Origin of the sequence: Tsukamurella pulmonis (genome assembly GCF_900103175.1) — a bacterium.
GTDB lineage: Bacteria > Actinomycetota > Actinomycetes > Mycobacteriales > Mycobacteriaceae > Tsukamurella > Tsukamurella pulmonis.
In genome coordinates this window covers 1,733,229-1,756,354 of the sequence record NZ_FNLF01000002.1, presented here as the reverse complement: position 1 = coordinate 1,756,354, position 23,126 = coordinate 1,733,229, and the positions used below count along the sequence as shown (strand labels likewise).

Here is a 23,126-nt window from a genome sequence, read left to right as displayed (position 1 = left end):
GACGTCAGGCGCTCGACGGTGCCTGCCGCGCACCGTCGGCGACGGGCGGCGTGAGCGCGTAGATCGTCAGGTAGGCGAGACCGAAGAAGGCCGCCACCGCCGCGGCCACGCCCGTGGACTGGACGTAGGAGAACGGCGAGGTCACCCAGTCGAGCGTCGCGACGACGACCGCGTCGGGCCGGGTCACCAGATCCCACGAGTTCCAGCGCTGGAAGCGGCCGATGACCACGCCGATCGCACACAGTCCCACGGACAGCACCACGGCGAGCCAGCCCCACAGCGCGCCGAGCTCACGCTGCAGGCGGCGATGCACCAGCAGCATCGAGACCACGCCCAGCAGGATCCCGGTCCACGCGGCGAACCCGTACTGCAGCACGTGCCGCCACATGTTCTCGCCGTCGCCGAGGTGCACCAGGTCGGTCACCAGGTACGGCGCGTTGGGCAGGAAGGCCAGCCAGCCGATGCCGAGGGGCACCAGCGCCCAGCGGCGGCGCACCGTCGCGAAGCCCACCGCGAACAGCATCGGGATCCACGCGAGGAAGAGGTTCCAGATGAGGAAGCGGCTCGGGTAGGTGAGCGGCGCCGCCGGGTCCGTGGTCCCCAGCGCCACGGTCAGCGCCGTGGTGGCGAGCAGGGAGGCCAGCAGCAGTACGCCGCGCGTTCTGGTCATCAGATCAGTTTGCCAGCCTGCACGAGTTCGTTAGCGCAGGTCAGGTCTGACCATTCGCGACTCGTGACACGACCACTCCTCGTCTACCTGCACCGCGCCGTCGAGCTCGAAGCCGTGCTTGCGGTAGAAGGCGAGGGCGCGGCCGTTGCCCGTCGCCAGCCACAGGTACGCGCCACCGGTGCCGATCACCGCGTCCATCAGCGCTGCGGCGACGCCCGTGCCGTGGTGCTCCGGCAGCACGTTGAGGGACCAGAGCTGGGTGTCCGACGGTGCGCCGTCGTCGCGCGCGGTGCCGCCCGTCGCGAAACCGACGATCTGCGAGGTGGTCGCGTCCACCGCGCAGCGGGTACGCACGCCGTCACGTTCCTGGCCGTCCAAGCCGGCGATGATGCGCTCCCAGCGCTCCACACCGCCGGCTGCGGTGAGCGCATCGAGCTTCGCCCGATCGACCATGCCCGGATACGTCGCCTTCCACACCCGCACGTGCACGGATGCCAAGGCCGCGGCGTCATCGGAGCGCAGCGGCCGGATGACGTACCTGCCCGGCAAGTCCCTCACCGGGGCCACGCTAGCGCAACACCGCAGCCTCGCCGTCGCGACGAAATCCGGTTGCCGCCGGCGCCCGGTCTCCGTACCGTCGGTGCCGACTCCGCCCACGTCGCGTCTACCCGGGTAGGGCCGCGACCTACCCGCGATGGTGAGGGTGGCCGCCCGTTCGAGCCGAGCCGGAGCCGGAGGGCTCACATCGACGCGGGCGTAGTCCGGGTCCTCGCCACGGGTACTCTCTTACCTGGTCGCACACGCGATCACGGGATGTGGCGCAGCTTGGTAGCGCATCCGCTTTGGGAGCGGAGGGTCGCAGGTTCAAATCCTGTCATCCCGACAGCAGAACGGTCCCCGCGCCGACGTGCGCCGGCACACACTCGGTAACGATCCGGACCCGTCGGGCGATATCCCCTCGAACAGACACCCGATCCGTCGTACGCGGTGCCACCCGCCACAGTGCGCGCGCCCGTTCGTCGCGGCCCCGAGCCGGCGTACCAGTGACGATCCCGAGACAGGAGGGACCAGCTTTGCGCTGCGGAACCGTACTCGCCGACCGCTACGAACTCCTCCGGCTCATCGCCACCGGAGGCATGGGCCAGGTCTGGGAGGCCATGGACACCCGCCTCGACCGCCGCGTCGCGGTCAAGGTCCTCAAAGCCGAATTCTCCGAGGACCAGGAATTCCTCGCCCGCTTCCGCAACGAAGCCCGCACCACCGCCGCCCTCAACCACCCCGGCATCGCCGGCGTCTACGACTACGGCGAAACCGAAGACCAAGCCGGCGGCGCACCCCTGGCCTACCTCGTCATGGAACTCGTCAACGGCGAACCCCTCAACGCCGTCCTGAGCCGCCTCGGCCACCTCAGCCAAGCCCAGGCACTCGACCTGCTCGAACAGACCGGCCGCGCCCTCCAGGTCGCCCACAGCGCCGGCCTGGTCCACCGCGACGTCAAACCCGGCAACATCCTCATCACCCCCACCGGGCAGGTGAAGATCACCGACTTCGGCATCGCCAAGGCCGTCGACTCCGCCCCCGTCACCAAGACCGGCATGGTCATGGGCACCGCCCAGTACATCTCCCCCGAACAGGCCTCCGGCGAGGACGCCACCGCCGCCTCCGACGTCTACTCCCTCGGCGTCGTCGGCTACGAATGCCTCACCGGAGAGCCGCCGTTCACGGCGGAGACGGCGGTCGCGCTCTGCGTCCAGCACATCCGCGAGGAGCCGCCCACCCTGCCGGCGTGGGTTCCGGGCCCCGTCGCCGACGTGATCACGCGCGCGCTCGCGAAAGAGCCCGGCCGGCGCTTCGCCGACGGCGGCGAACTGGCGGACACGATCGCGCACGTCACCCGCTCCGAACCCCTTCCGTCCCGGCGCAACCCCGCGGTGTACGCCCCGACGGTGCGCCGACCGGCCGGCATCCCCACCGGCCAGCGGTCGGAGACGACCCAGCCGATCGGGTCCACCGCACCGTCGGCCGCGCAGGCCCGGCCCGGCGGCCGTGCACGGCGCCGGCGCTCCCTCGCGGCAGCGGGCGCGTTCGTCGTCGCCGCGGTCGCCCTCGGCGGCGCCTTCACCCTGAGCACAACGGGATCCGACGGCGGCACGGCGGCGGGCACCAGCACCACCGCACCCCCGTCGGGCAACCCCGGCGCCCTCGCGACGCCCCGGACGATGGCGGAACGACCCGGCGAGGACCGGGTCGCGCCGGGCCGCCCCGGGAAGCCGACGGACGACCCGCGCCCCACGCGCACCACGCCGCGTCCCACGTCGTCGAGCTCCCCCACCTCGACGACCACGACCACCACGACGACGAGCACGACCACGGATACGACCACGACCACGTCGACGACACCGTCGACGACCACGTCGGAGCCGACCTCGACGACCACGCCGTCGCCCTCCAGGACGACGACGTCGCAGCCGGAGGCGGACTCACGCGTCTAGCGGCCGCCGCACCGTGAGCACCAGGTAGACGGCGACGCCGATCACCAACGCCCAGAAGGCGGACCCGATCCCGGCCAGGGAGGTGCCGGACGCCGCGACGATGAAGGTGATGGCCGCCGGGACACGGGCCGACTCGTCGGACATCGCGCCGGCGGCCGCGGCCGCGAAGGCACCCACCAGCGCCACGCCGGCGACGGCCTGGATCACACCGTCGGGCGCGGCGAGGACCACGGCGGTCAGCCCCGTACTCAGCACGCCGAGGACCAGATTGGCGGCGCCCGAGGAGACGCCGGCGATCCACCGGCGGGTGGTGTCCGGGCCCGCGTCGGGGCCGGCAGCGAGCGCGGCGCTGATCGCGGCCAGGTTGATCGCGTGCCCGCCGAAGGGCGCGCCGAGCACGCTGCCGATCCCGGTCACCGCGAGCGCGGGCCGCCACGGCACCGAGTAGCCGTAGCTCCCGAGCACCGCGGCACCGGGGATGTTCTGTGACGCCATGGTGACGATGTAGAGCGGCAGCACGACGCCCGTCAGCGCCTGCAGCGTGATCGACGGGGTGGTCCACTCGACGTGCGGGACGAGCTCGGCGAACGCGGGCACCGCATCGTCGCGCAGCAACGCGACCGCGATGACCACGAGCGCCGCCACGAAGGCGAGCGGGACCGCCCACCGCGGTCGTAGCCGCAGCAGCACCAGCCATACCAGCAGCACCGGCGCCACTGCCCACGGATGCGTGGTGAGCGAGGTGATCGGCGCGATGCACAGCGGCAGCAGCACACCGGCGAGCATCGCCTGCGCGATCGGCGTGGGGATCCGCTGCACCCAGCGCGCGAGGGTCGGCCACAGGCCGGTCAGCACGAAGAGCACACCGCACACCACGAACGCACCGACGGCCGCGGGCCATCCGCCCGCGACGGCGCCGGTGGTCGCGAGCAGGGCGGCCCCCGGCGTCGACCAGGCGCTGATGATCGGCATCCGGTAGCGCCAGGACAGCAGCGCGGACGCCGCGCCCATGGTAACCGTCACCGCGAGCAGGCCGGACGCGGCCTGCCCCGGGGTAGCGCCCACGGCGCGCAGGCCGGCCAGCACCACGGCGAAGGCCGAGGTGTAGCCCACCAGCGCGGTGACGATGCCCGCACCCAGCGGCACCATCGTTCCGTTCTCAGAACGTTCCATGAACAGAACGTAGCATGGGGCCATGCCCTCCCCCGACGTCGGCCGACGCCTCCGCGAACTGCGCACCGAGCGCGGCCTGAGCCTGTCCGAACTCGCCCGGCGCGCGGGCGTGGGCAAGGGATCGCTGTCCGAGATCGAGGCCGGCGGGCGCAATCCGACGGTCGAGACCCTCTACGCGCTCTGCGGCCCGCTCGACGTGCCGCTCACGGCCCTCGTCGGCGAGTCCCCCGGCGCGCACAGCGTCGCCGACGGCGGCATGCGCAGCGCGCTGCTCTCGGTGCGCCACCTGCCGCACGTCACCGTCGAGGTCTTCCGCTTGGAGTTCCCCGGCGGGGCGGACCACGTCTCCCCCGGGCACGGGCCGGCCGTCCGGGAGCACCTCTCGGTGGTCGACGGCGCCCTCACCGTCGGCCCGGTGGGGGCCGAACAGCTCGTGCGGCAGGGTGATTCGCGCAGCTGGACCAGCGACGGGCCGCACCGGTTCGCCACCGTCGACGGCGCGGAGGCGGTCGTGGTGATCACCACGCCGCGCTAGAAGACCTGCACGCCCGCCGAGCTGACCACCATGCCGTGGCCGGTGGTCCGATGCGTGAACGCGGTGCCGTACTGGTTGGCGACGATGAACCAGCCGCGCGCCGTGTACGTGGTGTAGTCGAGGGTCTCCGGATCGATGTCACCGAGATTGCCGAGCACGTAACTCAGCGCGCCGTCCTTGGTGATGTTGACGCCGTTGGCCTCATCGCCCGATTCGGTGCGGGGCCGCGGCTTGTCGAAGACGAGTTGGCATCCAGCACTGGACTCGCTGACCTGGCAGCGGGTCCGTCCGCTGCGGGTCTGGATGAACGTGTAGCCGTTGCCGTTCTCCGCCAGGGGGATCGCCGTCACGGCGGCGCTCTCGGACGACGGCGCGGATCCGGTGGTCGACGGGGCCGCGGTCGTCGTTGACGGGGCCGCCGTCGCGGAGGCGCCACCGGGCGCCGGGGTGGCGATCGCCTTGCCGACACCGCCCTTGACCACGGTGACACCGGCGGCGCCGTTCCCGGTCACGTTGGCGGAGCATCCGGTGAGCAGCAGCGACCCGCCGGCCACCACCGCCATCAGGGTTCGGGTGCGCATCCGGAACCTCCACTCGTCGTCACTTCTGTCACAACAGTAAACTTCATTCTCTTTCGACGCACGATCGGCCTAGCGAAGCAGGCCCAGCACCGGCCGGCCGTCGGGCCCCTCCTGCACGTACACGCGCGCACCGAAGTGCTCGGCGACGGTCTCCGCGGTGAGCACCTCGCGCGGTGCACCGGCGGCGGCGACGCGGCCCTCGGCGAGCAGCACCAGGCGATCCGCGTACTGGCCGGCCAACGTCAGGTCGTGGACCGTGGTGAGCACCGTCAGCCCATCGGCGCGGCGCAGGTCGTCGATCAGGTCCATGACCTGCTGCTGGTGCCCGATGTCGAGTGCGGTCGTCGGCTCGTCGAGCAGCAGGAGCGCGGCCTGTTGGGCCAGCGCCCGGGCCAGTACGGCACGCTGCCGCTCACCCCCGGAGAGCCGGGCGATGTCGCGGTCGGCGAAGGCCTCGAGTCCGAGCCGGCCGAGCACGTCGCGCACGACCCGCCGGTCGCTCGCGCTCTCCCGGCCGAGGTACGGGATGTACGGCGACCTGCCGAGCAGCGCGTAGTCGAAGACCGTCATCCCGTCGGGCAGTTGCGGCGACTGCGGCGCGTACGCCACCGAACGGGCGCGCTCGCGCGGCGAGCGGCGGCGCGGGTCGGCACCGTCGACCGTGATGGCCCCCTCGCTGCGCACCAGGCCCAGCACCGCCCGCAGCAGCGTCGACTTCCCGGCACCGTTCGGCCCGACGATCGCGGTCCACGTGCCCGACGATGCCGCCAGCGTCACGTCGTGCAGGACGGGGCGCCCGTCCAGCGCCACCCGTACCCCGGAGATCTCGACGGTCACAGGCCGCCCCGTCCGCGCATCGATCGCAGCACGACGACGAAGAAGGGCCCGCCGACGAATGCGGTGACCACGCCGAGCGGCAGCTCGCCGGGGGCGACCGCCGTGCGGGCCAGCACGTCCGCCAGCACCAGGAAGGCCGCGCCGGCGAGCAGCGAGAGCGGCAGCACCGCGCGGTAGGAGGCGCCGGCGAGCCGGCGCACCACGTGCGGCACCACGATGCCCACGAAACCGATGAGGCCACCGAGGGCGACGGCCGCCGCCGTGGCCAGCGACGCGGCCGCGAGCACCAGGATCCGCACGCGGCGGGCGGACAGGCCGAGGGCGGTGGCCTCCTCGTCGCCGACGCCGAGCACGTCGAGCAGCCGGCCGTGCAGCAGGAGCACCATCGCCGACACGACCGCGTACGGCAGCACCGCCCATAACCGGGGCCCGTCGGCGGAGGCCACGCCGCCGAGCACCCAGGAGTAGATCCGCTGCAGGTCCTGCGCGTCGCGCTGCATGAGGAAGGTCTGCACGGCGCCGAGGAACGCCGAGACGGCGACGCCGGCGAGCAACAGCGTGGCGGTGCCACGACCGCCGGCGACCCTGCCGAGGGCCGACGCCAGCGCGACGCCCGCGAGCGCGCCGACGAACGCGGCGACGGGCACCGTCGCCGCCGGATCGCCGGGCAGCAGCACGATCGTCGCGGTCGCGCCGACGCCGGCGCCCGCCGCGGCGCCCAGGAGGTACGGGTCGGCGAGCGGATTGCGGAACACCCCTTGGTATCCCGCTCCGGCGATCGCGAGCAGGCCCCCGACCATGCCCGCCGCGAGCACCCGCGGCAGCCGGATCTCGAGCAGGAGGTTCTGTTGCAGGGGCGTCAGCCCCGAGTCGAGCCGCACCCCCGGCAGCCGGTCGAGCAGCTCGAACAGCACCGCTCGGACGGGGAGGTCGACGGCGCCGACCAGCAGACCCGCCGTCGATGCGGCGAGGAACGCGACGACGCCCACGAGCAGCGGTCCCGGCCGCAGGCCGCTCGCCCGCGGCGGTGCCGCCGTCCGCTCGTCGTGCAGCCGGGTACTCATCCGCCCGCCGGGGCCCGCTCCGCCGCGAGCGTCACGGCCGCGCCCACGGCGCGGTAGAACTCGGGCAGCCGCGGCCCCCAGCGGGAGGCGACGTCGGCGGGCAGTGCGACGACGGTGCCGTCCCGGACGGCCCGCAGGTCGCGCCAGCCCGGCCGCTGCGCGACGGTCGCCAGGCTCTGGCCGCAGCACTGCGCGTCGGCGAGCAGGATCAGGGCGGGGTCGGACTGCAGCAACGCCTCCCGCGAGAGCTGCGGGTAGCCGGAACCGCCCGCGTCCGCGGCATCCGCGACGTTCTGCAGGCCGAACGCGCCGTACACCCGGCCGACGAAGGTGGTGGAGGTGACGGTGAACAGCTGTGGATCGAGCTCGTGGAAGTAGGTGAGCGGCCGCACGGTGCGGGGCGCGGCGCGCACCGCACCGTCGATGTCGGCGCGCATCCGGTCGACCAGGGCGCGCGCCTGATCCGACCGCCCCGTCGCGGTACCGAGGTCGGTGATCTGGTCGTAGGCGTCGGCCAGGTCCTTCGCGGCGGGCTCCACGAGCACCGGAATCCCGACCTTCCGCAGGGCCGCGACGAGGCCGCCGCTGTCGCCGGAGACGATCACGAGATCCGGCTCGTACCCGATCACCGCCTCGGCGTTCGGGGTCAGGCCGGAGAGCCGGGTCCGCGGCGCCTGCGCGGGGTAGGTCGATTGGTCGTCGACGGCGACCACCCGCTCCCCCGCGCCGATCGCGAACAGGGTCTCGGTGTGCGTGGGCGCGAGCGAGATGATCCGCTGCGGCGCGACGGGCACCGTCACGGCGCCGTTCACGGCCTCGACGGTGACCGTCCGCCCCTCCGGTCGCCGGTCCTCGGACCCGCCGCACCCCGCGACGAGAAGGAACAGGACCGCCGCCAGTGCGACGAGCGATCCACGGCCGCGCGAGCGCATCGTTCCTCCTCCGGTTCGTCGGCCCAGTCTCGCAGATGGGTATCGTCACGATCGTGAACCTGCTGCTGCTCTCGCTCAACGCGGGCGCCCTCCCCGCGTTCCTCCGCCGGCACACCGGCCGGGAGCCGCGGGCCCTGCGGATCGGTTTCATCGACGATGCGGGTGCGCCGTACGCGGATCAGCCCTTCCACTCCTTCGAGTGGACGCAACTCACCGACCTCGGCTTCCGGCTCACCCGGATGACGGTCGGCACGTACCGGAACCCGGCCGACTTCGAATCGGACCTGGGCACCGTCGACGCGGTGTACCTCTCCGGCGGCCACACCTTCGTGCTGCTCGGCGCACTGCAGAGCAACGGGACGGGCGAGGTGCTCGCGGCCCGGGTCCGCGCGGGGCTGCCGTACATCGGCTTGAGCGCGGGCTCGGTCGTGGCGGGGCCGAACATCGAGCCGGTCGCGCCGCTCGACGATCCCGCCGACGCGCCGGGCGTCACCGACTACACGGGCCTGGGCCTGGTCGACACCGTCGTCATCCCGCACGCCGACGGTGCCCTCCCGCCGTACCCGTCGTCGGTCATCGACGAGGTGGTCCGCACCTACGGCGACCGCTTCCCCCTGACCCGCGTCAACGACGATCAGGCGCTACTGGTCGAGGACGGCGTCACCACCCTCATCCCGTCGGCGATCACCTAGTCCCGGGAGCCCGTCACACGCCGTCGTTCCCGCCGCGACGCGTCGCCGCGACCGTTACGATCGAGCGATGACCGGCATGCTCTCCGACGTATTGCCCTCAGTCTGTACCGCTTTCGGCATTCCCGGACACAATCCGCTGGGCGTGTCCGTGGAGCGCGACGTCGTCGTGCTGCTCGTCGACGGGCTCGGCGCGGAGCTCCTGCGCCGGCACGCCGACGAGGCCCCCACGCTCGCCGCGCACGTGCGCAGCACACTCGATGCGGGCTTCCCGGCGACCACGGCCACGAGTCTGTCGAGCCTCGCGCTGGGCGCGCCCTGCGCCGCGCACGGCATCGTCGGGTACAGCTTCGGCGTCCCCGACGAGCACGGCCGGCGCCTGTTCAACTCGCTGCGCTGGACCATCGACGGCGCGAGCGGCCCCGACGCCCGCGAATCGCACCCGCCGCGCGAACTGCAGCGCCGGCGCAGCCGCCTCGAAGACCTCGCGGACGCGGGCGCCGAGATCCACTACGTGGTCCCCGACTACCAGGAGAGCTCGGGCCTGACGCGGGCGTCGTTCCGCGCTGCCGGGGTCCTGCACGCCGCCTCGACGCTCGACGAGGTGCGCGAGGGCGTGCTCGCCGTGGCCCGGCACGAGGGCGCCGCGCGGCGGTTCGCGTACGCCTACACCGGCCTGCTCGACGCGGCCGGACACCTGCACGGGCCCGGCTCGGCGGAGTGGCTCGGCGTGCTGCGCGCCGTCGACGCGATGTTCGCGGACCTACTCGCCGACCTGCCCCGCACCTGCACCCTCCTGGTGACCGCCGACCACGGGATGATCCAGGCCGAGTCCCTGGTGGATCTCGATGCGGTGCCGGAGCTGCACCGGGGCGTCCGGCTCATCGCCGGTGAGGCGCGGGTGCGGCACGTCTACCTCGCGCGTGGCCACAAGGTCGACGACGTCCTGGCGCGCTGGGCCGGCACGCTCGGGGAGCACGCCCGGGTGGTCACGCGGGAGCAGGCGCTCGACGAGCACTGGTTCGGGGCCACACCGCCCAACCCCGTCATCGCGCACCGGATCGGACACGTCCTCGCGGTCGCGGAGGGCCGCTCGGTGCTGGTGACGCCGAGCCAGGAGCCGATGGAGTCACGGATGCTCGGCCACCATGGCGCGTGGACCGTCGACGAGCAGGCCATCCCCCTGATCAGCGCGGCTCCGTGAGTCGGACACGGAGCCACCGGGAACTCCCCTTGTCCGTTTCTTGCAGAAACCTCACGTAGGATACCGAATCAACAACGACCGAAGCCCGGGGTGAAGACGCTCAGCCCTTGCCACGACACCAGGGTGGTGCCCACCATCGACACGAAGAAGCCGCTGCCCGCCGCCGCGCCTGTGAGCGCCCCGGCGAAGCCCAAGCGCGAGCAGACCGCCGACCTGACCCGGGTCCTGTTGTTCCTCGGCGTCGTGCTGGCACACACCGTCACCACGATCAACTACACGCCCGACGTGATCCGCCAGACCGGCCTGATCTCGGCGACGCTCCACATGACGCGATACGGCTTCGTCGCGGTCACGCTGTTCGTCCTCGTTCTGAGCATGCGCGGGCGCACCATGACCGCACCCGAGTTCTGGCGCAAACGCTTCGGCCTGATCGTGGTCCCCTACCTGGTGTGGACCCTGGTCTACTCGATCACCGACCACCTGCTCATCGACGGTGATCCGTTCCCGTCGTTCGGGCGCTGGCTCGGTGACCTCGCGCGCACCACGCTGACCGGCGACGCGAAGTACCAGCTCTACTTCCTGCTGATCTCGATGCAGATCTACCTGTTCTTCCCCGCGCTGCTGGCGCTCTCCCGCAAGCTCGCCGGGCATCCGTGGGTGGTCCTGCTGACCGCGGGCGCCATCCAGCTCGGGTTCTTCGCCTTCTACCAGTACTTCCCGCATCCGTCGGGTCAGCCGTGGGACACGTTCTTCAATCACGCGTGGAAGCTGCTGCCCATGTACGTGCTGTTCGTCGCGATGGGCATGCTCGCCGCGCAGCACTACGAGAAGGTGGGCCCGTGGCTGCGGGCGCACGCCCTGCGGTTGGTCGCAGCATGCCTGGCCGCCGCCGCATTCAGCCTGGTCGTGTACCTGCGTGCCACCGAGCCCGGCATCGTGCCCGAGAGCGCCACGACCGCCTGGAACCCGCTGTACCTGCCCTGGTACGTGGCCTCGACGATCCTGCTCTGGCTCGGCGCCATGATGTGGGACGACCTGCGCGCCTCGGGCCGGGCCGTCGGCGAACGCGCCGTCTCCTACGCGACGGTCCGCGCCTTCGGCGTGTTCGCGGTGCACCCGCTGATGCTCGACATCCTCGGCAAGGCCGGCTTCTTCGACCTGCTCGGCACCTGGTTCCCGGCCTCCGCGATCCTGCGCACGGCGACTCTCGCCTTGGTCGTGCTCGCGATGTCGCTCCTGTTCGTCGACGTGATGCTGCGCACGCCGATCAGCCGGTGGGTCGTGGCCCGCGACCGCATCTAGACGGCGTCGCCCGGACGGCCCCCGCGCCGGAACGCGAGGGCCGCGACCGCGTCAGTACCAGGACGGCGCCGGCTGCGGCTTGTGCTGCCACAGCAGGTCCGTCGGGACGCCCGGAGCGCCCGTCTGCCAGCGTCGCATCGCCTCGTCGCGCAGCACGGCGTCGAACTGCTCGTTGCGCATCCGCTGATCCACGTAGAGCAGCGCCTGCACCCCGGCCATGAAGGGCGCGGTGATGATCTGCGAGATCGTCGTGCCGATCGACACGATGGCCAGGCTCGCGAGCGTCGCGCCCGCGAGGTTGTCGGTGTCCGCACCGTCGTCGATGATCATGCCGCCGACGGCGAACGGGATCGACACGATGATCGCGATCACGCCGACGATCAGCGAGGACAGCAGGAGGATTCCGAGGACCCGCCAGAACCCCGGACGCTGCAGGTCGAAGCCGCGACGCAGCGCGGCGATCGGGCCGACCCGCTCGAGGACGACGGTCGTGTTCGAGAGGGCGAAGGCCGGGACGACCGCGAGGTAGCCGACCACCAGGACCAGGAACAACAGCAGGCCCACCAGGACGGCCACGACCGGGCCGCCACTTCCTGCCGCCATCGCGACGGCGAAGACGAGGACGCCGACCAACAGGGTCGGCACGAGAATGATGAGGGCCTGCAGCAGAGCGAGGCCGATCAGCGGGAGGAGCCGGGGGCCGACGGCGCGCAGAGCCTGGCCGGAGCTCGTCCGGTCGCCCAGCACCGAGCGGGCGGCCGCCACCGTCAGCACGGCGGTGAGAAGCAGCGAGCCGATCGCCGCGATGATGCCGACGCCGAAGCTCGCGCCCATCGCCGCCAAGAGTTCGCCGACGCCTTCATCACTGTCGGCGTCAGCGTCCGTGGCGATGCGGGTCAGCGGGATCTGCGCCAGGACGGTGAGCACCTGCATGATCACGACCGCGGCAGCGGTGAAGCCCACCATGACACCCGGGTTGGAACGGATCGCCGCCACGGCCCCGCCGTACAGGTCACCCAGGCCGAGCGGCCGCAGCGGGACCGTGCCCACTTTCACGTCCGGCGGGCCCCAGCCGGGCGCCGGCTGTCCATCACCGGGCTGGGCGTACCCGGGCTGGGCGTAGCCGGGCTGGGCGTAGCCCGGCTCCTGGCCGTAGGGCGATGTCCATTGCTCGCCCGGGTACTGCGGCGGACCCGACTGGGGGTACTGCGGCGGGTAGCCGGACTGCGGCGCGTCGTACGGGGATTGCCCCCACTGGCCGTGGTGGCCCTGCTGGTCGTCGCTGGGCTGATTGCCGGTTCCGTCGGGATTCACAGGACTCATCCTGCATTGCGAATGCACTCTTTTCAACTTCGCTGTGCGAAGCACCCAGGGAGGGCCGATCACCGCGGCGGGGAGGGCAGAATTCCACTCCCACGGCGGCATGCCGTAACATGTCTCGCGCGTCGCCAGACGCACGCGGGCGTAGCTCAATGGTAGAGCCCTAGTCTTCCAAACTAGCTACGCGGGTTCGATTCCCGTCGCCCGCTCAGATGGAAAGGCCCTGTTCGGAATAGGTTTCCGACCGGGGCCTTTGCCATGCTCGGGGTAGGCGCGGGGCGATCGACACCGCGACGACACCGCGCGCCGAATCGGACGAACCTGTCAGACCTCCGTGGGACGATGTCGATGTCGAGAGCATCGAGGAGAGGCGGTCTACAGTGGCGGAGCGGCGTATATGGGCAGGTGGAGTGGCCATCGCAGCTTGCACGCTCTGGTTTGGGCTCGTCACACTGCCCGGCGGTCTCGAAGTACCGGTGTGGGTCTCGATATTGGTGGGCGCGGGACTGTTTCTCGTTGGGGCAGTGCTGACGTACCCGGCTGTTGCTGGCGCTCTCAACCGTCGACAGGGTGCGATATCGCAGCGTGCGGGCTCTCGTTCGACTCAGATCGTGAACTGCGGCGATGGTGACGTGTCGGTTGACAACAGTGGAGGTTCCACGAAATGAAGGACACAAACCAGAGCGCTGGCGACAACGCCACCCAGGTGCACGCTCAGTCGGTGACCGTAATTCAGAACGGCATGACCGTCGCCGACGTCGAGAAGATCGCCGAAATCGTGTTCGCCCGCAACGCTCAGGTCTATATTGCGCAAGCTCAGAACGAAGCGCGAGAGCGAGTGGACGACTTCAATCACACCTTTATTGGTCAAGCAATGGCAGACCCAGATTTCGAAATATCTAGCCTGGGTCGTGCGCGTGTCCAGGCGGCATTATTTAGCGCACAGTCTGGATTCGCCGAGAACGGAACCGAGGAATTGCGAGACGTACTCTCAAAGCTCCTCCTGCAGCTGATCAAGGAACCGTCCGACACAACAACCGAAGCGATACTTCGGCAGGCGATCGACGCAGCCCCGCGATTAACCTCTACACAACTGAACGCCGTGAGCGTAATTGCGAAGCTAACGTACACAAGCATGACCAACGCGATGAGCCCCACCCACCTATTCAACGGATTAGAGGTGAACTATGCAGCATACTACGACGCGATACCGAGCTCCCAGCTCGAATACAGTTACATTGGCTCAGTCGGCGTAGGATTCATGCTCTACGGAACAACTCCTTTTGAGCATATTCACAAGACCTACAAATCGATCATGTTCGCGCCGATCATGTACGGGGAGATTCCCCACGAGATTCGCGCGAAGCTTGAAGCTGAATACAATCAGGGCGTCTCAGTCGCGTCCGATGGAACAGAAGAGTTGCAGATACCTGTTGCATATCAAGAGGCCCTACGAAACTGGGACGGCTCCGACTACGGTGCGCCTACTGGGACGGTTATCGAGTTGTCCAAATATCTCAAATCGCGGATCGAGTCGCCGCTGTCGATTGACGACCTAAAAGCGTTGATGAAGAAACGAAACCCTCGGTTGTTTGCATTCCTGTCGCAGCTCAGTGAAACAAACGCACTCCATTTTCAGTTGAATATGGTTGGCGTGATGATCGCTGGCATCGAGCAGGAAAATCGTGATCCGAGCACTCCTGCTGTTGTGATGCAGGTTTTTGATCAATTGCGGGCAGGAGTCGAAGCCACTACCCCCAGCCCCGAAGTGGAGTGACGTTGTTCGGGCGCGGGCGGGTTGCTGCGACGTTGCCAAGGGCGGTCATAGCGTCCGTGTGGTCGTCCTCGAATAGGTGGGCGTAGATGCCCATCGTGGTGTTGACCGACGCGTGGCCCATGTAGTCGGCGATCTGCTTGGGGTGCAGCCCGGCGCTGACGCAGAAGCTCGCGTAGGTGTGCCGGAGGCTATGCGCGGTGGCGTCTGCGGGTATCGGTCGCAGGCGGTCGGCGGCCAGGGCCAGGCTGGCGCGGAGTAGCGCAGGGCGGTACACGGCCTTGTAGTAGGTCTTGTGGAGCAAGACGTTCTGCCAGTCGAGTTCGAGCCGCGCCTCTGCTTCGGCCACGGTGCGCCGTGCGGCCTGTTCCTCGGGCGTCATGGGCTTGCCTGCGCGGGGTCCGGTCTCGTGGCGCGGTGCGCGCCTACCCGTCGGCGGGTCGGCAATGAGCCGCGTGTTCGGGAACAAGGGCGCGTCGGGGTCGCCCGCGCGGGGGTGGGTCCGGTTCCGGGCGTCCGTTCGTGGGGCTAGCGTGGCGACTCCCGCGCTGAATCGGGGGTCGGGTCCGTCGCGCCGGTCGGGCGGCGTCAAATAGTCCCGGAGGATCGCAACGGTCGCGGCGGTCAGGGGCACGCGCCGTCTGGATCGGCGGGTCTTGGGCGAGTCGTAGACGGCGTGAGGGCCGGTGGCTGCGGTCTCCCAGGTCGCCGGGCTTGGGGTGCTGGCGCACCGCGACCGGGTTGAGCGCGCTGTTCGGGCCACCGGTCGCCACCACCAGGACGTACCCGGCGGGGATGAGGTGGTTGGTGACGACGAATGCCGGGCCGTAACTGCCGAGCACATCGAGGCCCTGGAATTGGGCCGGGGCGATCTGCCCGACCACGGTCTCGGTGGTGAGGTACGCGGGTGCGCCCGCCGACAGCACGAAGTCGTACCGGGCGGTGGGTGCCTCCGGTTCGCCCGCCTCCGCCGCGCGCGTCGGGTGGCCCCGGCGCCACTCGGTCATGTGCTCGACGGTGTCCTCGTTGGCGATGATGAGCAGCGTCGACCCGCTGACCTTGGTTCCAAAGCCCTTGTCGGTCAGCAGCTTCATGCCGTTCTCGACGTCAGCGGAGTCGAGCACCGCGCTGCCGGTGGTGAAGTAGTGCGTGGTGGTCGCCGGGAACTCGCGCCCCATGTAGGAGGGCGGGGCGATGCCGTCCGTGCCGTTGTACAGGCCGTACACAGTGAGCTGGGTGTCGTCGGCAATTGCAGGCGCGGGGCTGAACAGGCGGTTGAAGATCGAGCCGGTGACGAGGCGGTTGTCGGCCTCGATGCCAGCGGCGAAGATCGCCGACACCTGCTCGGACGACGCATCCCGCAGGAACTTCCAGGTGAACGCCGAGCGGGTGTCCCAGTCCTTGAACGGCAGGCCCATCCGCAGGTAATCCTGGTTCGGGCGGTACGCGGACGGCACACCGAACTCCGACGCCAGCTCCATCTTCACCCCGGCGTCCGGTCCCTGCGCGACGGCCAGCGCGGCGTCGGTCGTGGTGTAGCTGAGCAGACTCGCCAGGGTGGTCCGGTGCTCGTTGAGGATCGAGAGCGCCGAGACCTGCTCATTCCAGATTTCGTTGAGGTCGACACCATCGGCGGTCTCGGTGACGCGGGCCGTGACGTCACCCTCCGAGTGGTAGCCACGACGACGGGACACGTCCGCGCCGCTGATCGGGGCGAGGAACTTGGGATCAACCGGCTCGTGGCCGGCCAGTGCGGAAGTACGCATGAGGTTCTCCTGGGGAGGTCAGCGCCGACAGAACGCCGAGCGCGAAGGTTCATAACAAGGTGGCTCCGTCAGGGCCACCAGCCCAAGGAGTGAATGCGGCACAACCGCAACGGTCGCCGTAACTCTGTTACAGCAGCTAACGAAAAGCCTACGCCAGCGCGCGGACGCCGCAGCGTGACAAGGCGAGGCAGCCGGAACCGGACAAACCGTGCGAGCACGTCGGTGCCTGGCGCTACGGTAACGGCCTACTCACACAGGGAGGTCGACATGGAGGCAATCGGCTGGGGCGGACTGCTGCTCCTGATGTTCCTGGCAGCGGTAGTTGGCCGCGCCTTCTGGGGAGACAAGCAGTAGCAGCCGGAACTGTCGCACGTGCTGACAGTCAGGTCGCAGCGGGGCCGCCATCCTGGTCATCGACTGCACCGAGCTTGCGAGATCGCCAGAACAACAGCACGACTCCGAACCCGAAGAACAGCCATCGCTGCGTGTAGAACCAAATCGGGAGCACGAGCCCCGGGACCACATCCAGTAGAAGGCCGAAGTTGGCCGCTCGGGAGCCGGTGATCACGCCAACTATCGCGGCGATCGAGTCAATGAACATGGCGACAAATCCCAGCACGATGAGCAGGCCGCCCGCGACAACGAGCGGGACTCGCCACTTCGGCGCGGCTCGAAGCAGTTCCCACATTCCAGAGGCAGTTTCGGGTGCCTTCATGACAGATGACGTTAGCATTCGCGAACCTGCATTCGATGCATCGCGTACGTAAACCGCTGTGGATGTCCTTCGCTGCAGATCGCAGGCGGTCGCGATAGCGGCGACACCGCGTAGACACCGCGTCCGGGGGCGTCCCGTACCCGTCCGGCAACGGCTCGCGGGCGTACGGAGGCGTATCGGAAACGGCTATCTACCTCGGTGTTCTTGCGGGCAATCGGTACGTTAGCGCAGGTCGCGTCTCACGTCGTGAGAGCGTGAAAAAAGGCTTCCAAACTAGCTACGCGGGTTCGATTCCCGTCGCCCGCTCCACCGATCAGGGCTGGTTCCGAGGGGAACCGGCCCTGATCGCGTTTCACCATCCAGCGACGGGGCGCCCCGGCAGACGTCGATCACGCGACACCTGGCCCGCCCCACTCGCCACCCGCTTGCCACACCACTGCCGCCCGCGCCCCCGCTGCCATGAATTCCGCTGTCGCCACCACACCCCTCGCTACAGCGCCCGCCACAGAAAAATACACGGTGCTAACGTTCGCCCATGACTGACCGAAAGATATCCGGCTCGCCCTGGCCCGTTCTGGCTGTTTTCGGGGTCGCATTCCTGTTCGTCGTCGGCCTGAACGCATGGCGCGCAGGACACGAGATCGGATTCGGACTACTCGTCCTTTCCGGCTGTGTGCTGTTCGGATGCGAGCGAATAGCGGTCGCGATCAGGGCGCGTAACCGCGACTGACGGGCTCCTGGGTCTCGTTCACCTGAACGGAGACTCCGAGAGATGGCCCCGGAGTGGAAAGCCGACGTCGTCACGGAACGCCGACGGTTCGGCGGGGACCGAACCGTTTCGGCACCAGGCTGGGGACATGCCCTCCGCATCCCACCGCACCGTCGCCCTGATCGCGCTCTCCGTCGCGTTCAGGCTGATCCAGTTCGATGCCACCGTCGTCAACGTCGTCCTGGGCACCATGACCCGGGAGCTCGGCGGGGATCTCGGGCTCGCACAGTGGGCGGTCGACGGATACGCGATCCCGTTCGCCGCGCTGATGCTGCTCGCCGGGCCCGCCGCCGACAGATTCGGGCGGCGGCGGGTCTGCGTGCTCGGATTCGCACTGTTCGCACTGGCGACCGCGGCGTGCGCCCTCTCCCCCAGCTGGCCGGCCTTGATCGGCTCCCGCATCGCGCAAGGCGTGGCGGCCGCGATGATCCTGCCGAGTTCGTTGGCGATGATCGGCGAGCTCTACCCCGGCACGGCGGAACGCGCACGGGCGCTCGGGATCTGGGGCGGTATCGCGAGTGCGGGATTCGCCGCGGGACCACCGATCGGCGGCCTCCTCGCCGCGAGTTCCGGATGGCGTGCCGCGTTCTGGGTGGGCGCACCGATCGCGGTTCTGGCGGGAATCGCCGTGCTGAGGACGGCACCGGACTCGCCCCGCCACTCCCGTCCACTCGACGTCCGGGGTGCGACGATCGGCGCCGTCGCCCTCGCTCTCGCCACCGCTGCGCTCATCGAATTCGGGCAGGGCCGTGGCGTTCTCGCCCTCGCACTGCTCCTGGCCGCCGTCGCCGCCGGGCGGGCGTTCGTCGTCGCGCAGCGGTCGGCGACGAGCCCGATGCTCCCGCCCGGCCTGCTGGCGCCGGGGCCGTTCCGGGGCGCGGTGCTCACCGGCCTGATCTTCAACTTCGCGCTGTACGGGGCGCTGCTGGTCGTCGGGTTGGCGCTGCAAGAGGTGCACGGCCTGTCGGTCCTGGCGACGGGAACCGCGATCCTGCCGATGACGATCGTGGTGGCGCTCGGATCGACCACCAGCGGACTCATCACCGCGCGAACGGGTCCCCGCCCACCGATGATCGCCGGGTTCGCGTTCGCGGCGGCCGGCGCGGTCGTCGTGGCCGCCGGGGCGGGCATCCGTCGGCGATCGTCGCCGGCATGGGCTTGATCGGCCTGGCCTCGCTGGCGATGCCGGCCATGACCTCCGTCGCGCTCGCCTCCGCCCCCGCAGAGCACGCGGGCCTCGCCGGGGCGTTGCTGAACTGCGCACGTCAGGCCGGCGGCGCGCTCGGGGTCGCAGGGTTCGGAACGGTGTACAACGCGGCCGGACGCTCGACAGCGGCACTCGCTCTGACCTTCGCCGCTGTCGCCGCCATACTCGTGGGCGGGGTGGTCACCAGCGTCGGTGCCACCGCACCGGAACCGGAGGAGGCGCACAGCGATGTCGGGTGACGCGGACCTGGCCGGGGTCGGAGAGCTCTTCGCCGACCGGACGCGCAGCCGGATCCTCCTCTCACTCCTGGGCGGTCGCGAACTCGCGGCAGGCGTCCTCGCGGACGAGGCCGGGGTCTCCCGCCCCACGGCGAGCGGCCACCTCCGCAAGCTGGTCGACGGTGGTCTGTTGGCCGTCCGCACGCAGGGAAGGAACCGCTGGTACCGGATCGCCACGCCGGAGGTCGCCGATCTGGTCGAACGTCTCGCCGCATTCGCACCGCCGCAGCCCGTCGCCTCCCTCAAGGCAACCACCCGCGCCCATCGCCTGCGCACCGCCCGCACGTGCTACGACCACTTCGCCGGGCGGCTCGGTGTCGCGATCATGGAATCGCTGCTCGAGCACGGCCGGATCACCGGCGGCGACGGTCTCCTGCACGACGGCGACGGAGATCGCCCGGCCTCCGCGGGACGCGAGGTGGACTACCGCCTCACCGACGACGGCCGCGCGTTCCTCAGCGATCTCGGCGTCGCGCTCCCCGACGGCGGACGGCCACTCGTCCGGTACTGCATCGACTGGACCGAGACGCGGCACCACCTCGCCGGCGGTGCGGGCCGGGCGCTGTGCGACCGCTTCTTCGCGGCGGAATGGGCGGAACGGCTGCCGACCTACCGCGCTGTCCGGGTGACGAGGACGGGGGAACGGATCCTCGCCCGCCGCTTCGCCATCGACTGGACGACCTGACGATCAGCTGAACAACGCGGCGGTCATGGCGACGGTGACCACCACCAGCAGCCCGACGTACCACCGCGCATGCGCGGCATCGGAGAGACGTGGACCGCGACGGCGCAGGTACACGATCACCGGCAGCGATCCGATGAGCAGTGCAACTGCGGCACGGACGTCCACCGCACCGGCGAATCCCGCAGCGGCGCCCGGCGGCCGTCCTCCGGAGAGAAGCAGGAAGACCCCGGTCGCCGGAAGTGCCACCGCCAGGGTGAGCGGGTTCGCCAGGGCCGTCGCCACGGCCATTCGATGACCGTTGCGTCGCATCATCGGAACGGTCACGACGCTGCCGCCGACGCCGAGGAAGGACGCGACCGCGCCGATCGGCAGGCCCGTCGCCGCGGGAAGAGGACGCGCACCATCGGCCTGCGCATCGAGGAAGCCCGGCCGGACGGTGACCGAGGCGATGGTGGCGACCAGGTAGACGACGAAGCCGATGGCGATCACGTCGCCCGGCACGTGCCGGGCCGCGACGGCGCCGGCCGCGCCGCCGATCGCGAGCAACGCCACCAGCCGCCCGCTCCCCCGCAACTCGGCAAGGACCGGCCGCGGCGTGGCCGAGGTCGCCACCGCGGCGCCGACCACCATCAGCACCGACGAGGTGGCCACGGCGACCCGCGCGGCGTCGTCGCCCAGGTAGCCGTCGGCCCACACCAGTACGGGGACGGCGACGAAACCGCCACCGAAGCCGAACAGGGCCGTCGTGATGCCGGACGCGATGCCGACCAGAACCAGGATCAGTGCACTCACCACTCCGAGTCCACCGCAATGGCATCCTCCCGGCAATCGAAGGTCAGTGGAAAACTTGTGATTGTCGGTAGCCTTGGGGCATGCGCAACGTGCCCGTCGGCGAACTCGAGGATCTGCCGCACGCGGTGCTCCCCGTCGGCACCGACTATCCCGACGGTCACGAGCAGGGCCGCCACCGCCATCGTCGCGCGCAGTTCCTCTACGCCGCGACGGGCGTGATGGAGGTCGATACGGCCGACGGTGCGTGGACCGTGCCGACCGACCGCGCCGTGCTCATCCCGCCCGGAGTACCGCACGGCGTGCGGTACCGCGGGGTCAGCACGCGCAGCCTCTACATCGAGCCCGCCGCGGTGCCGTGGTGGCCCGCGCGCTGCACCGTCGTGGAGGTGACGGCGCTGCTGCGCGAGCTCCTGCTCGCCGCCGTCGACTTCGCGCCCGACTACGACGAGGCCGGGCGCGACGGTGCGGTCGCAGCCCTCCTGCTGCACGAGATCGCCTCCCTCGCACCGCTACCGCTGCACGTGCCCCTCCCCGCCGATCCCGAGCTGCACGAACTCTGCCGGGCGTACCTGGCCGCGCCGGACGTGGCCGTCGACAACGCCGCGTGGGCGGCGCGATGCGGGCGTAGCGAACGCGCCTTCACCGCCCGGTTCCGCGCGGCCACCGGGACGAGCCCGGCCGTGTGGCGGCGGCGCGCCCGGCTGCTCGCCGCGCTGCCGCTGCTGCGCACCGCGACGGTGACCGAAACCGCGGGCCGCCTCGGCTACGCGACACCGGCGGCGTTCACCGCGGCGTTCACCGCCGAATTCGGCACGCCCCCGTCGCGAATCCCGAAGGCATAGGGTCTCCCCCATGACCGAACCACTGCTGATCGAGCGCGACGGCCCCGTCGTCACCTGGACCCTGAACGACCCCGCGGCGCGCAACCCCGTCTCGGACGAGGCGATGATCGAGGCCATCGAGAGCGCCGTCGACGAGGTCAATCGGGACGACGCGGTGCGCGTCGCGATCCTGACGGGCGCCGGTTCCGCGTTCAGCTCGGGCGGCAACGTCAAGCACATGCGCGACAAGGAGGGCATGTTCGGCGGCACCGCGGCGCAGCAGCGCCAGGGCTACCGACACGGCATCCAGCGCATCCCGCGGGCGCTGTACCACTGCGAGGTCCCCACCGTCGCCGCGGTGAACGGCCCCGCTATCGGCGCGGGCTGCGATCTGGCGATGATGTGCGACCTGCGCGTGGCCTCCACGAAGGCGGCCTTCGCCGAGAGCTTCGTCAAGGTGGGGCTCATCCCCGGCGACGGCGGCGCGTGGCTGCTGCCGCGCATCGTCGGCATGGCGCGGGCCACGGAGATGGCGCTCACCGGCGAGCCGGTCGACGCCGCGACCGCGCTGGCGTGGGGCATGGTGTCGAGCGTCGTCGAACCCGACGAGCTGCTCTCCGCGGCACGCGCCCTCGCGGACCGCGTCGCCGCGAACCCGCCGCAGGCCCTGCGCATGACCAAGAAGCTGCTGCGCGAGGGTCAGCACCAGAGCCTCGACGCGCTGCTGGAGCTCTCGGCGGCGATGCAGACCATCGCACACTCCACGGCGGATCACCACGAGGCCGTCGCCGCCATGCTCGACAAGCGCCCGCCGCGGTTCACCGGCGCCTGACGGCCGGACCTGCGGACCCCCCGGCCCGCTCCCCGCGACGCCGGACATGCCCCTCAGACGAGGACTCACGGCCGCGCGTGCGAGCCGGGCGCACGCGCCGGGAGGGCCGGCGCCATGACCCACAGCACCCGCGCGCCGTCGGGTCCGGCGGCGAAGGTGTGCGGCCGCGTGGGATCGAAGGTCATCGCGTCGCCCACCGCCAGCTCGACGGCGGATTCGGGCGGGAAGCGCAGCCGCAGCACGCCGCTCTGCACCAGCACGAAGGACACCTCTGCCGGCAGCGCGTAGGCCTCGTCACCGCTGCCCCCGCCGGGGTCGATGTCGCTGAGCAGCACCTGCACCCGCTGCTCCCCCGACGGCGTGAGCAGGAACTCCGCGAGCCCCTGGCCGCCGAACCGGACCGGCGGGTAGGCCTCGGCGCGCACCACCGACCCCGCCGCGCCCCCGTCGAACAGCGATCCGACGGGGACGTCCAGGACCTCGCACGAGCGGATGAGCACCGCCATCGACGGTGCCGCCAGCCCCCGCTCGACCTTCGAGAGGTAGCCCTTGGTGACGCCGACGTGCTCCGCGACCTCGGCGAGGGTCAGGCGACGGGAGCGGCGCGCCGCCTTGAGCGCCGCGCCCACCTGATCGGGCACGGTCGGGGCGAGGTCCGTGCGCCGGACGGTCGTATCCAACAGCTGTT

At 70.6% G+C, this 23,126-nt stretch carries 25 protein-coding genes and 2 tRNA genes; 14 read left to right on the top strand and 13 right to left on the bottom strand.

Features of this window, described 5'->3' with window-relative positions; all coding sequences use genetic code 11:
- Positions 1 to 4 precede the first annotated feature (4 nt).
- Positions 5 to 670, bottom strand: coding sequence for a DUF1361 domain-containing protein (locus tag BLQ62_RS08670; protein WP_068535772.1), 666 nt, complete (start codon positions 668 to 670; stop codon positions 5 to 7).
- Between the two features lie 30 nt (positions 671 to 700).
- Entirely contained in the window at positions 701 to 1,228 is a 528-nt protein-coding gene (locus BLQ62_RS08665) for a GNAT family N-acetyltransferase (protein WP_231857610.1), read from the bottom strand.
- Positions 1,229 to 1,479: 251 nt separating this feature from the next.
- Here BLQ62_RS08665 and BLQ62_RS08660 point away from each other — a divergent pair.
- Together BLQ62_RS08660 and BLQ62_RS08655 are read left to right on the top strand one after the other, a co-directional pair.
- Positions 1,480 to 1,553 (top strand) — tRNA-Pro (locus BLQ62_RS08660).
- Between the two features lie 190 nt (positions 1,554 to 1,743).
- A complete protein-coding gene (locus tag BLQ62_RS08655; RefSeq protein ID WP_082756510.1) occupies positions 1,744 to 3,162 on the top strand; it encodes a serine/threonine-protein kinase in 1,419 nt (472 codons plus the stop codon).
- Here BLQ62_RS08655 and BLQ62_RS08650 read toward each other — a convergent pair.
- On the bottom strand, positions 3,151 to 4,335 hold the full coding sequence (locus tag BLQ62_RS08650) for a benzoate/H(+) symporter BenE family transporter (protein WP_068565939.1): 1,185 nt from the start codon (positions 4,333 to 4,335) through the stop codon (positions 3,151 to 3,153). The genes BLQ62_RS08655 and BLQ62_RS08650 overlap by 12 nt on opposite strands.
- Positions 4,336 to 4,357: 22 nt before the next feature.
- On the opposite strand from BLQ62_RS08650, the gene BLQ62_RS08645 reads away from it, so the two are divergent.
- A complete protein-coding gene (locus tag BLQ62_RS08645) occupies positions 4,358 to 4,870 on the top strand; it encodes a helix-turn-helix domain-containing protein (protein WP_068535781.1) in 513 nt (170 codons plus the stop codon).
- On the opposite strand, the gene BLQ62_RS08640 is transcribed toward BLQ62_RS08645, so the two are convergent.
- The 4 genes from BLQ62_RS08640 to BLQ62_RS08625 form a co-directional block, all read right to left on the bottom strand.
- Positions 4,867 to 5,451, bottom strand: a complete 585-nt coding sequence (locus tag BLQ62_RS08640; RefSeq protein ID WP_068535783.1) for a hypothetical protein — start codon at positions 5,449 to 5,451, stop codon at positions 4,867 to 4,869. The two genes, BLQ62_RS08645 and BLQ62_RS08640, sit on opposite strands and share 4 nt — an antisense overlap.
- Before the next feature lie 69 nt (positions 5,452 to 5,520).
- Positions 5,521 to 6,288, bottom strand: coding sequence for an ABC transporter ATP-binding protein (locus BLQ62_RS23795; RefSeq protein WP_068565941.1), 768 nt, complete (start codon positions 6,286 to 6,288; stop codon positions 5,521 to 5,523).
- Positions 6,285 to 7,352: a FecCD family ABC transporter permease gene (locus BLQ62_RS23790; protein ID WP_068565943.1), complete on the bottom strand. Its 1,068-nt coding sequence runs from the start codon at positions 7,350 to 7,352 to the stop codon at positions 6,285 to 6,287. The genes BLQ62_RS23795 and BLQ62_RS23790 overlap by 4 nt, the downstream gene beginning before the upstream one ends.
- On the bottom strand, positions 7,349 to 8,284 hold the full coding sequence (locus BLQ62_RS08625; protein ID WP_068565945.1) for an ABC transporter substrate-binding protein: 936 nt from the start codon (positions 8,282 to 8,284) through the stop codon (positions 7,349 to 7,351). The genes BLQ62_RS23790 and BLQ62_RS08625 overlap by 4 nt, the downstream gene beginning before the upstream one ends.
- 53 nt (positions 8,285 to 8,337) lie before the next feature.
- Between BLQ62_RS08625 and BLQ62_RS08620 the strand changes: the two genes are divergently transcribed.
- The 3 genes from BLQ62_RS08620 to BLQ62_RS08610 all read left to right on the top strand — a co-directional run bounded on the left by BLQ62_RS08620 (position 8,338) and on the right by BLQ62_RS08610 (position 11,479).
- A complete protein-coding gene (locus BLQ62_RS08620) occupies positions 8,338 to 8,976 on the top strand; it encodes a Type 1 glutamine amidotransferase-like domain-containing protein (protein ID WP_238218946.1) in 639 nt (212 codons plus the stop codon).
- Between the two features lie 142 nt (positions 8,977 to 9,118).
- Positions 9,119 to 10,177, top strand: coding sequence for an alkaline phosphatase family protein (locus tag BLQ62_RS08615; protein ID WP_331711108.1), 1,059 nt, complete (start codon positions 9,119 to 9,121; stop codon positions 10,175 to 10,177).
- Between the two features lie 126 nt (positions 10,178 to 10,303).
- Complete coding sequence (locus BLQ62_RS08610) at positions 10,304 to 11,479, top strand: acyltransferase (protein ID WP_068566357.1); 1,176 nt, start codon at positions 10,304 to 10,306, stop codon at positions 11,477 to 11,479.
- A gap of 51 nt (positions 11,480 to 11,530) precedes the next feature.
- On the opposite strand, the gene BLQ62_RS08605 is transcribed toward BLQ62_RS08610, so the two are convergent.
- A complete protein-coding gene (locus BLQ62_RS08605) occupies positions 11,531 to 12,793 on the bottom strand; it encodes a DUF7847 domain-containing protein (protein WP_068565949.1) in 1,263 nt (420 codons plus the stop codon).
- 144 nt (positions 12,794 to 12,937) lie between these two features.
- Between BLQ62_RS08605 and BLQ62_RS08600 the strand changes: the two genes are divergently transcribed.
- Positions 12,938 to 13,008: transfer RNA gene (locus BLQ62_RS08600), tRNA-Gly, on the top strand.
- Between the two features lie 455 nt (positions 13,009 to 13,463).
- Positions 13,464 to 14,576, top strand: a complete 1,113-nt coding sequence (locus BLQ62_RS23280) for an LPO_1073/Vpar_1526 family protein (protein WP_068565951.1) — start codon at positions 13,464 to 13,466, stop codon at positions 14,574 to 14,576.
- On the opposite strand, the gene BLQ62_RS08595 is transcribed toward BLQ62_RS23280, so the two are convergent.
- From BLQ62_RS08595 to BLQ62_RS08585, 3 genes are all read right to left on the bottom strand, one after another.
- Entirely contained in the window at positions 14,551 to 14,955 is a 405-nt protein-coding gene (locus tag BLQ62_RS08595; RefSeq protein WP_068565953.1) for a tyrosine-type recombinase/integrase, read from the bottom strand. The two genes, BLQ62_RS23280 and BLQ62_RS08595, sit on opposite strands and share 26 nt — an antisense overlap.
- Before the next feature lie 43 nt (positions 14,956 to 14,998).
- Positions 14,999 to 16,339 carry a hypothetical protein gene (locus BLQ62_RS08590; RefSeq protein ID WP_176582431.1) on the bottom strand — a complete coding sequence of 447 codons (1,341 nt, stop codon included), beginning with the start codon at positions 16,337 to 16,339 and terminating at the stop codon, positions 14,999 to 15,001.
- A 382-nt stretch (positions 16,340 to 16,721) separates the two neighbouring features.
- Positions 16,722 to 17,054 carry a hypothetical protein gene (locus tag BLQ62_RS08585; protein ID WP_139184181.1) on the bottom strand — a complete coding sequence of 111 codons (333 nt, stop codon included), beginning with the start codon at positions 17,052 to 17,054 and terminating at the stop codon, positions 16,722 to 16,724.
- A gap of 535 nt (positions 17,055 to 17,589) precedes the next feature.
- Here BLQ62_RS08585 and BLQ62_RS23275 point away from each other — a divergent pair.
- The 4 genes from BLQ62_RS23275 to BLQ62_RS08570 are packed head-to-tail and all read left to right on the top strand — an operon-like array spanning position 17,590 to position 19,993.
- Entirely contained in the window at positions 17,590 to 17,784 is a 195-nt protein-coding gene (locus BLQ62_RS23275; RefSeq protein WP_133298763.1) for a hypothetical protein, read from the top strand.
- Positions 17,785 to 17,791: 7 nt separating this feature from the next.
- Entirely contained in the window at positions 17,792 to 18,985 is a 1,194-nt protein-coding gene (locus BLQ62_RS08580; protein WP_342007220.1) for an MFS transporter, read from the top strand.
- Entirely contained in the window at positions 18,976 to 19,269 is a 294-nt protein-coding gene (locus BLQ62_RS08575; protein ID WP_068565958.1) for a hypothetical protein, read from the top strand. The genes BLQ62_RS08580 and BLQ62_RS08575 overlap by 10 nt, the downstream gene beginning before the upstream one ends.
- Positions 19,259 to 19,993 (top strand): ArsR/SmtB family transcription factor, encoded by a 735-nt coding sequence (locus BLQ62_RS08570; RefSeq protein WP_068565960.1) that lies wholly within the window; start codon positions 19,259 to 19,261, stop codon positions 19,991 to 19,993. The genes BLQ62_RS08575 and BLQ62_RS08570 overlap by 11 nt, the downstream gene beginning before the upstream one ends.
- Positions 19,994 to 19,996: 3 nt before the next feature.
- On the opposite strand, the gene BLQ62_RS08565 is transcribed toward BLQ62_RS08570, so the two are convergent.
- A complete protein-coding gene (locus BLQ62_RS08565; protein ID WP_115391437.1) occupies positions 19,997 to 20,785 on the bottom strand; it encodes a sulfite exporter TauE/SafE family protein in 789 nt (262 codons plus the stop codon).
- A gap of 80 nt (positions 20,786 to 20,865) precedes the next feature.
- Here BLQ62_RS08565 and BLQ62_RS08560 point away from each other — a divergent pair, with 80 nt between their 5' ends.
- Together BLQ62_RS08560 and BLQ62_RS08555 are read left to right on the top strand one after the other, a co-directional pair.
- Positions 20,866 to 21,627: an AraC family transcriptional regulator gene (locus BLQ62_RS08560; protein WP_068565962.1), complete on the top strand. Its 762-nt coding sequence runs from the start codon at positions 20,866 to 20,868 to the stop codon at positions 21,625 to 21,627.
- Between the two features lie 10 nt (positions 21,628 to 21,637).
- The gene (locus tag BLQ62_RS08555) at positions 21,638 to 22,438 is read left to right on the top strand and encodes a crotonase/enoyl-CoA hydratase family protein (protein WP_068565964.1); all 801 of its coding nucleotides are present in this window, start codon (positions 21,638 to 21,640) and stop codon (positions 22,436 to 22,438) included.
- A gap of 65 nt (positions 22,439 to 22,503) precedes the next feature.
- Here BLQ62_RS08555 and BLQ62_RS08550 read toward each other — a convergent pair whose 3' ends face one another.
- On the bottom strand, positions 22,504 to 23,118 hold the full coding sequence (locus BLQ62_RS08550; protein ID WP_068565966.1) for a helix-turn-helix domain-containing protein: 615 nt from the start codon (positions 23,116 to 23,118) through the stop codon (positions 22,504 to 22,506).
- Between the last annotated feature and the right edge of the window lie 8 nt (positions 23,119 to 23,126).

Coding starts and splice junctions, on each gene's coding strand:
- BLQ62_RS08560 (WP_068565962.1), top strand. CDS start 20,866: ATGCGCAACGTGCCCGTCGGCGAACTCGAGGATCTGCCGCACGCGGTG.
- BLQ62_RS23790 (WP_068565943.1), bottom strand. CDS start 7,352: ATGAGTACCCGGCTGCACGACGAGCGGACGGCGGCACCGCCGCGGGCG.
- BLQ62_RS08570 (WP_068565960.1), top strand. CDS start 19,259: ATGTCGGGTGACGCGGACCTGGCCGGGGTCGGAGAGCTCTTCGCCGAC.
- BLQ62_RS08650 (WP_068565939.1), bottom strand. CDS start 4,335: ATGGAACGTTCTGAGAACGGAACGATGGTGCCGCTGGGTGCGGGCATC.
- BLQ62_RS08595 (WP_068565953.1), bottom strand. CDS start 14,955: ATGACGCCCGAGGAACAGGCCGCACGGCGCACCGTGGCCGAAGCAGAG.
- BLQ62_RS23280 (WP_068565951.1), top strand. CDS start 13,464: ATGAAGGACACAAACCAGAGCGCTGGCGACAACGCCACCCAGGTGCAC.
- BLQ62_RS08645 (WP_068535781.1), top strand. CDS start 4,358: ATGCCCTCCCCCGACGTCGGCCGACGCCTCCGCGAACTGCGCACCGAG.
- BLQ62_RS08670 (WP_068535772.1), bottom strand. CDS start 670: ATGACCAGAACGCGCGGCGTACTGCTGCTGGCCTCCCTGCTCGCCACC.
- BLQ62_RS08590 (WP_176582431.1), bottom strand. CDS start 16,339: ATGCGTACTTCCGCACTGGCCGGCCACGAGCCGGTTGATCCCAAGTTC.
- BLQ62_RS08555 (WP_068565964.1), top strand. CDS start 21,638: ATGACCGAACCACTGCTGATCGAGCGCGACGGCCCCGTCGTCACCTGG.
- BLQ62_RS08585 (WP_139184181.1), bottom strand. CDS start 17,054: ATGAAGGCACCCGAAACTGCCTCTGGAATGTGGGAACTGCTTCGAGCC.
- BLQ62_RS08640 (WP_068535783.1), bottom strand. CDS start 5,451: ATGCGCACCCGAACCCTGATGGCGGTGGTGGCCGGCGGGTCGCTGCTG.
- BLQ62_RS08625 (WP_068565945.1), bottom strand. CDS start 8,284: ATGCGCTCGCGCGGCCGTGGATCGCTCGTCGCACTGGCGGCGGTCCTG.
- BLQ62_RS08575 (WP_068565958.1), top strand. CDS start 18,976: ATGGGCTTGATCGGCCTGGCCTCGCTGGCGATGCCGGCCATGACCTCC.
- BLQ62_RS23275 (WP_133298763.1), top strand. CDS start 17,590: ATGACTGACCGAAAGATATCCGGCTCGCCCTGGCCCGTTCTGGCTGTT.